Genomic DNA, 7089 nt, shown 5'->3' with positions numbered 1-7089 from the left:
GGACGCTCCTGATGCGGATGAGGACGACGAGACCACATGGGTCTCTGAGGCTCAGGAGACGGATGAGGCCAACGATGCCGCTGACACTCCTGATACGGACGAGACGACGGCGCCCGCCGAGGACGACGACGCGGACCGGGACGGTGGGGACGCCGATACCCCGGTGACCGATGAGGATGACGAGATCATCTGGCTCTCCGAGCCGGAGGAGCCCGCCGCCGATGCGGACCGGGACGGCGAGGGCGGCGATGCCCCTGAGGCCACCGTCGCCTTCGATGCCCCTGATGCGGATGAGGACGACGCGGCCGACGCCGAGCCCTCGTGGTTCAACCGGGGCGGCGGGGATGCTGATGCCCCTGTTACTGACGAGGATGACGAGACCACATGGGTCTCTGAGACGCGCGAAACGCAAGAGGCGGATGAGGCCGCCGATGCCGCTGACACTCCTGATGCGAACGATGTGACGGCGCCCGCCGAGGGCGACGACTCCCGGCCGTCGGCGGAGGAGACCGAGGAGCCCAAGGGCTTCTCCTACAGCATCCCGCGGCGCGGGGAGGACGAGCCGGAGAGCCCTGCCGCCGAGGAGCCCAAACGGTTCTCCTACAGCATTCCGCAGCGCGGCGACGAGGATCCCGACACCACGGCCGCGTTCTCCTACCGCAAGCCCCAGCAGGACGAGGACCCCGACGCCACGGCGGCGTTCACCCGCGACTGACCCCCGCCGCCCCGGTGAGTACGCCGATGCCCAGGTGATCGTGAGGCCACGGTGTCCCCTGCCGCTCCTGATGGGGGTGGGACCGGCTCGGGAAACGGCGACGGGCGCCGCCCCCCGAGGGGGACGGCGCCCGTCGTGTCCGGTCAGGCCCGGCGGAAGCCGAAGGCGACCCCGAACTCCTCCGACTCGGTGCGGTGCAGGTCCGCGCCGATCTCTCCCACGGTGAACGCGTCCGCCAGCACCTCGCCGGCGATGGTCGCGGCGTGCTCGTCGAGCGCCTGCGCGGCGGCCTCGTCGGTGGCCGCCCACCACACGTGGATCCGGTCCGACACGTCCAGGCCGCTCTGCTTGCGGGCCTCCTGGAGCATGCGCACCATCTCGCGGGCCAGGCCCGCCCGGCGCAGCTCCGGCGTCAGCTCCAGGTCCAGCGCCACCGTCTCACCGGCACCGGAGGCGACCGCCCAGCCCTCGCGCGGCTGCTCGGTGACCAGCACCTCGTCGGCGCTGACCTCCACCGGCTCGCCCTCGACCCGGACCTGCGCCCACCCGGTGTCGCGCACCTGGCGTACCAGCTCCGCCGGGTCCGCCGCCTCGATCCCCTTGGCCACCAGCGGGGTCCGCTTGGCGAACCGCTTGCCCAGCGCCCGGAAGTTCGGCTTGACCAGGTAGTCCACCAGGTCGCCGCCCACCGTCGACAGCGACTCCAGCGACGCCACGTTCAGCTCGTCGGCGATCTGGTCCCGCAGCTGCGCGGGCAGGTCCGCGAACCCGGCGGCGCCCACCAGGGCCCGCGCCAGCGGCTGGCGGGTGCGCACCGCCGAGTCGACCCGGGCCGAGCGGCCCAGCTCCACCAGGCGGCGGGTCAGCGCCATGTGCGCCGACAGCTCCGGGTCGATCAGGTCCTCGCGGACCTGCGGCCACGACGCCAGGTGCACCGACTCCGGGGCGTCCGGGCGGCGCAGCGCCGTCCACACGTGGTCGGTCAGGAACGGCACCACCGGCGCCATCAGCAGCGTCACGGTCTCCAGCGCCTCGAACAGCGTCGCGAACGCCGCCGCACCCTCGGGGGTGTCCGCGCCGCCCCAGAACCGGCGGCGCGACCGGCGCACGTACCAGTTCGAGATGTCGTCGACGAACGCCGTCAGGCGGCGGCCCGCCGCCGTCGTGTCGAAGGTGTCCAGAGCCTCGGTGACGTCCCGGACGACCTCGTTGAGCTCCGACAGCAGCCACCGGTCCAGCAGCGGCCGGTCCTGCGGCGCCGGGGCGTCGGCCAGCCGTGCGTGGTCCCAGCCCGCACCGGCGTTCGCGTACAGGGTGAAGAACGACACGGTGCTGTAGTAGGTCAGCAACACCTTGCGGACGATCTCCTCCAGCGCCGCGTGGCCCACCCGGCGCGCCGTCCACGGCGAGCCGCTGGCCAGCATGAACCACCGCAGCGCGTCGGCGCCGTGCCGGTCCATCACCGGGATGGGCTCCATGACGTTGCCCAGGTGCTTGCTCATCTTGCGGCCGTCCTCGGCGAGGATGTGGCCGAGCACCACCACGTTCTCGAACGCGTTGCGGTCGTGCACCAGCGTGTTGACCGCCAGCAGCGAGTAGAACCACCCGCGGGTCTGGTCGATCGCCTCGGAGATGTACTGCGCCGGGAAGTTCTCGGCGAACACGTCCGCGTTGGCGTGCGGCGCGCCCCACTGGGCGAACGGCATCGACCCCGAGTCGAACCAGGCGTCGATCACCTCGGGCACCCGCCGGGCCACCCGCTCCTCCTCGGGCAGGGACGGGTCGGCGTCCGGGTCGGGGATGACGATGTCGTCCACGAACGGCCGGTGCGGGTCGAGGTTCGACAGGTCCTGCCCGCTGAGCCGGCCCAGCTCCTCCAGCGAGCCCACGCAGATCTGCCGCCCGTCGGGGAACTCCCAGACCGGCAGCGGGGTGCCCCAGTAGCGGTTGCGCGACAGCGCCCAGTCGACGTTGTTGCGCAGCCACTCGCCGAAGCGGCCCTCCTTGACGTTCTCCGGCACCCAGTTGGTGGCCTGGTTCTGCGCCAGCAGCTCGTCCTTGACCGCGGTGGTGCGGATGTACCAGGACGGCACCGCGTAGTACAGCAGCGCCGTGTGGCAGCGCCAGCAGTGCGGGTAGGAGTGCTCGTAGTTCAGGTGCCGGAACAGCAGGCCCCGGTCCTTGAGGTCGCGCACCAGCGTCTTGTCGGCCTCCTTGAAGAAGACCCCGCCGACCAGGTCCAGGTCGGCCTCGAAGGTGCCGTCGGGGCGGACCGGGTTGACCAGCGGCAGCCCGTAGGCGCGGCACACCGCCATGTCGTCGGCGCCGAACGCGGGCGACTGGTGCACCAGGCCGGTGCCGTCCTCGACGGTCACGTAGTCGGCGAGCACCACGTAGTGGGCGGGCTCGTCGAACGGCACCAGGTCGAAGGGCCGCTGGTAGGTCCAGCGCTCCATTTCGTCGCCCTCGTAGGACTCCCCGGTGAGCTCCCAGCCCTCGCCCAGGACCTTCTCGAACAGCGGCCGCGCCACCACCAGGCGCTCGTTGCCGTCGGTGGCCACCACGTACTCCACGTCGGGGTGGACCGCCACCGCCGTGTTGGACACCAGGGTCCACGGGGTGGTCGTCCACACCAGCAGCGAGGTGGGGTGCTCGGGGGCGGCCAGCGGCCCGGACGTCACCGGGAACCGCACGTACACCGACGGGTCGGTGACGGTCTCGTAGCCCTGGGCCAGCTCGTGGTCGGACAGGGTGGTGCCGCAGCGCGGGCAGTAGGGGCTGATCCGGAAGTCGCGGACCAGCAGGCCCTTCTCCCAGATCTGCTTGAGCGCCCACCACACCGACTCCACGTACTGGGGGTCCATGGTGCGGTAGGCGTCGTCCATGTTCACCCAGTAGCCCATGCGCTCGGTCATCGCGGTGAACGCGTCGACGTTGCGCAGCACGGACTCGCGGCAGCGGGCGTTGAACTCGGCGATGCCGAAGGACTCGATGTCCTTCTTGCCGGACAGGCCCAGCTCCTTCTCCACGGCCACCTCGACGGGCAGGCCGTGGCAGTCCCACCCGGCCTTGCGGTCGACGTGGTAGCCGCGCATGGTGCGAAAGCGCGGGAAGACGTCCTTGAACGCGCGGGCCTCGACGTGGTGCACGCCGGGCTGGCCGTTGGCGGTGGGGGGACCCTCGTAGAACACCCAGTTGGGGCCGCCGCGGGTCTGGTCGAGGGAGCGCTGGAAGACGTTCTCCTTCGACCAGCGGTCGAGGATCTCGCGCTCCATCGCGGGCAGGTCGATCTGCGCGGGCAGCTGGGGGAGTGCGCGGGACGCGCTCGGCCGGGACTCGTTGGCCACCGTCGTACCTTTCCATCAGGGTCGTTCCTGACGGAGGGACGAGGCACGGGGCCCCGCGGTACCACCCTCCTTGGACACCGGAGTCCGGTCCGCGCGACGGCGGCCGGGTCGGCTCCCACTTCGTTCACGTCTGCCGGTTCTACTGGGGGCGCGGGCCCTGTTCTTCCGGCGGTTCCGGGGTGATTTTCGTGCCGGTCGTACCCCCGGGCTCCCACCACCCCCGGGTCGCTCGGACGCCGTGACCGCTTCTAAGCTGTGTCCGTCCGGTCGGGGCCGGCACTACTCGTCCCCATCCACACCTGGGCACAGGATAACGCAGCGCGGGGCGCCGCCTCGCGCTTTTTCGACGGGAGGGCCCGGTGGCGGAGAACGTGCGCGGCACCGTCCTGGTGACGCTTGCGGACCGGGACGACGCCGAGGAGCTGGCCGAGCAGCTGCTGGAGCAGGGCTACGAACCGTGCCTGGTGCACCGGGACATGCTGGCGGGGGAGGACGACGCCGAGGACGCCGACTGGGTGATCGAGGTGCGCACCGGCCCGCACGGCGGCCCGGCGGTGTTCGACGAGCCCCACCTCGCCGCCCTCGCCGAGGACTACGGCGGCTTCGCCGCCGCCGAGTGACCGCCGCCATGGACCCCGTGCGCATCCGCCGCGCGACCCCGGCCGACGCCCCCGCCATCGCCGCCGTCAACGCCGCCTCCCGGCACGCGGCCTACCGCGGCCTCATCGCCCGGGAGCACCCGGAGAGCCCGGTGCCCGAGGTGCTGTACCGGCGCGACCTGTGAACACACGGCCGGTGAGTGCGCGCCGTGACTGCGCGCCCGGTGAACACGGCTCCGGCGGTGCCCGGGTCGTTGCCAAGGGGGCGAGGCTCGCCTAGGCTTCCGGCACCAGTCGCGGCTTTCGCCCACGGGGTGATCCCGCAGGTCGGCGGGGTACGGGCGGGGTCGCACGGTCGGGAGGTAAGTGCGATGAAGGCCACCGAAACGGCGGATCTGCCGGTGCTGCCCGGCGAGGAGCCCTGGACCCGGCAGGAGCTCGCGCAGGTCCGCGAACGCCTGGACGACGACATCGCCGCCGCGCGCAGGGAGATACGCCAGGTCGAGGAGCAGGTCGCCGAACGGCTGGAGGACCCCGTGGAAGGGGCCGGGGACGACCCCGCCGACACCGGGGCCAAGGCGTTCGAACGCGAACACGAGTTGGCGTTGGCCTACAATACTCGTGACCTGCTCGCCGCGAGCGAGCGGGCGATCGAACGGATGGACGCGGGAACCTACGGGGTCTGCGACTCATGCGGACGGCCCATCGGCAAGGCGCGCCTCCAGGCGTTCCCGCGGGCCACCCTGTGCGTCTCCTGCAAACAGCGCGAGGAGCGTCGCTGACTGAGGTAGAGCCCTCCGGGGACAGCAACATGACCACCGCCCGCACGCCGGGGGCACACCCGCGCCGCTACCTGCTGCTGGTGCTCGTCGCGCTCGCCGCCATCGGTGCCGACCTCCTCACCAAGGAATGGGTCCTGGCGACCTTCCGGGAGGGCGAGCGGCTCGACGTCATCGGCGAGATCGTGCAGTTCACGCTGGTGTACAACACCGGCGCCGCGTTCTCCATGGGCACCGACCACACCTGGGTGTTCTCCACCATCGCCATCATCGTGGTGTGCACCATCGCCTACCTGGGCCTGCGGGTGCGCAGCGCCTGGTGGGCGGTCACGCTGGGCCTGATGATGGGCGGCGCCGCCGGGAACCTGGTGGACCGCATCTTCCGCGGGGCGGAGCCGCTGCACGGCGCCGTGGTCGACTTCATCAAGGTGATGAGCTTCCCGGTGTTCAACATCGCCGACTCCTGCGTGGTGGTCGGCGCCTGCCTGGTCGTCCTGCTGACCTTCAAGGGCGTGGAGCTGGACGGCAGCATCGCCTCCGACGACAAGGCGTCCGACACCGCGGAGACGGCCGGGAGGGCCGATACCGAGGAGAAGGCCGGGACGGCCGAGGGGACCGGGGACGCCGAGAAGGCCGGGGGACCGGCCCCCGAGGGCGCCGCCGACGATCGCCCCGACGACGACACCACCACCGAAGGGAAGGGCCAGTGAGCGACACCCGCAGCCTGCCCGTGCCCGACGGCCTGGAGGGCGACCGGCTCGACTCGGCTATCGCCCGCCTGTTCGGGCTGTCCCGCACCCGCGCCGCCGAGCTCATCGTCGACGGCAGCGTCCTGGTCGACGGCTCCGCGGCGGGCAAGTCCGACCGTGTCCAGGCCGGCGCCTGGCTGGAGATCACCCTCCCGCCGCCGCCCACCGCCCCCGTGCCGCGCCCCGAGCCCGTCCCGGGCATGCGGATCGTGCACGAGGACGCCGACATCATCGTGGTCGACAAGCCCGTCGGGGTCGTCGCCCACCCCACCGTCGGCTGGACCGGGCCCAGCGTCCTGGAGGGCCTGCTGGCCGCCGGGATCCAGGTGGCCACCAGCGGCGCCGCCGAGCGCCAGGGCATCGTGCACCGGCTGGACGCCAACACCACCGGGCTGATGGTGGTCGCCAAGAGCGAGACCGCCTACAGCGTCCTCAAGCGCGCCTTCAAGGAGCGCACGGTGGACAAGCGCTACCACACCCTGGTCCAGGGCCACCCGGACCCGCTGCGCGGCACCGTGGACGCGCCGATCGACCGCCACCCGGCGGGCGACGGCCGCTGGGCCGTGGTCGCGGGCGGGCGCCCCTCGGTCACCCACTACGACACCCAGGAGGCGTTCCGGGCGGCCAGCCTGCTGGAGATCAAGCTGGAGACCGGGCGCACCCACCAGATCCGGGTGCACATGTCGGCGCTGCGCCACCCGTGCGTGGGCGACATGCTCTACGGGGCCGACCCCACGATCGCCGAGCGCCTGGGGGTGCGCCGCCAGTGGCTGCACGCGGTGCGGCTCGGGTTCGACCATCCCACCGAGCACCGGCCGGTGGAGTACTCCAGCCCCTACCCGGAGGACCTGGAGCGGGCCATGGAGGTCCTGCGCGAGGACTGACGAACGTGCGCGAGGG

At 72.1% G+C, this 7089-nt stretch carries 6 protein-coding genes and 1 pseudogene; 6 read left to right on the top strand and 1 reads right to left on the bottom strand.

Going from position 1 to position 7089, the window contains the following annotated elements; all coding sequences use genetic code 11:
- Positions 1-715, top strand: a pseudogene (locus tag ACJOT3_RS30505) (hypothetical protein); the annotation flags it as partial.
- 143 nt (positions 716-858) lie between these two features.
- Here the strand turns inward: ACJOT3_RS30505 and ileS are convergent.
- Entirely contained in the window at positions 859-4062 is a 3204-nt protein-coding gene (gene ileS / locus ACJOT3_RS30500) for an isoleucine--tRNA ligase (protein WP_406976594.1), read from the bottom strand.
- Between the two features lie 359 nt (positions 4063-4421).
- On the opposite strand from ileS, the gene ACJOT3_RS30495 reads away from it, so the two are divergent.
- From ACJOT3_RS30495 to ACJOT3_RS30475, 5 genes are all read left to right on the top strand, one after another.
- Entirely contained in the window at positions 4422-4682 is a 261-nt protein-coding gene (locus tag ACJOT3_RS30495) for a hypothetical protein (RefSeq protein WP_220562492.1), read from the top strand.
- 8 nt (positions 4683-4690) lie between these two features.
- A complete protein-coding gene (locus ACJOT3_RS30490; protein WP_406976593.1) occupies positions 4691-4846 on the top strand; it encodes a hypothetical protein in 156 nt (51 codons plus the stop codon).
- 186 nt (positions 4847-5032) lie between these two features.
- On the top strand, positions 5033-5443 hold the full coding sequence (locus tag ACJOT3_RS30485) for a TraR/DksA family transcriptional regulator (RefSeq protein WP_406976592.1): 411 nt from the start codon (positions 5033-5035) through the stop codon (positions 5441-5443).
- A 29-nt stretch (positions 5444-5472) separates the two neighbouring features.
- Entirely contained in the window at positions 5473-6150 is a 678-nt protein-coding gene (gene lspA / locus ACJOT3_RS30480; RefSeq protein WP_406976591.1) for a signal peptidase II, read from the top strand.
- Positions 6147-7073 (top strand): RluA family pseudouridine synthase, encoded by a 927-nt coding sequence (locus tag ACJOT3_RS30475; RefSeq protein WP_406976590.1) that lies wholly within the window; start codon positions 6147-6149, stop codon positions 7071-7073. The genes lspA and ACJOT3_RS30475 overlap by 4 nt, the downstream gene beginning before the upstream one ends.
- Positions 7074-7089: the final 16 nt, after the last annotated feature.

The sequence above is a fragment of the Nocardiopsis protaetiae genome, assembly GCF_045446735.1.
Lineage (GTDB): Bacteria > Actinomycetota > Actinomycetes > Streptosporangiales > Streptosporangiaceae > Nocardiopsis > Nocardiopsis protaetiae.
The sequence above is the reverse complement of the archived record's forward strand: the minus strand, read 5'-3'. Positions and strand labels throughout refer to the sequence as shown.

Excerpts from the sequence above, each read along its gene's own strand:
- ACJOT3_RS30490 (WP_406976593.1), top strand. The coding sequence starts at position 4,691 with ATGGACCCCGTGCGCATCCGCCGCGCGACCCCGGCCGACGCCCCCGCC.
- ACJOT3_RS30485 (WP_406976592.1), top strand. The coding sequence starts at position 5,033 with ATGAAGGCCACCGAAACGGCGGATCTGCCGGTGCTGCCCGGCGAGGAG.
- lspA (WP_406976591.1), top strand. The coding sequence starts at position 5,473 with ATGACCACCGCCCGCACGCCGGGGGCACACCCGCGCCGCTACCTGCTG.